Source organism: Flavobacterium sp. ENC, assembly GCF_020991415.1.
Lineage (GTDB): Bacteria > Bacteroidota > Bacteroidia > Flavobacteriales > Flavobacteriaceae > Flavobacterium.
In genome coordinates, this window is record NZ_JAJMOY010000039.1 from 1 (window position 1) to 437 (window position 437).

The 437-nt window shown below is 44.9% G+C and carries 1 protein-coding gene; it reads left to right on the forward strand.

Going from position 1 to position 437, the window contains the following annotated elements:
• Positions 1–437, forward strand: a 437-nt coding sequence (locus LPB89_RS21950; RefSeq protein WP_230703742.1) for a hypothetical protein, incomplete at both ends; no start/stop codon positions are given.

Below are 437 nucleotides of genomic sequence, written 5' to 3' on the forward strand. Positions count from 1 at the left end.
TACAAATTGCCCGATGGCAGTTACAAGGCCTCAGTGGTTGAAATCTATCCGGACAAAGCTGCCCCACAAGAAGACCAGTCTATGGAGGGCGGAAATTTTAACGGATATATCAGCGTCTGGGATCTCAAGAAAGGATTTGTAAAAGCAGCCCAGTTTAAGAACAATCACGCTGTGGAAGACGGAATTGTGGAAGTGTTGGACAGAGAGAATCCGGTGACTAACAAAGCGGCGCCAATGCCTTGTGAAGATTGTATGAGAGGAGGCGGAGGTGATAATCCTACTATTGAGGGAGGAGAGTTAAGGGACGTTGTTGTAATAGGAAAATCAGGTAATTCAAGAGGTTATTTCTCCAGTTATTATTACAGTCCTAGAAGTCCTGTTGTAAGCAGCGGATTTACTCCTGATGCGTATACTTCTAATCGGGGTGGTAGTAGTGA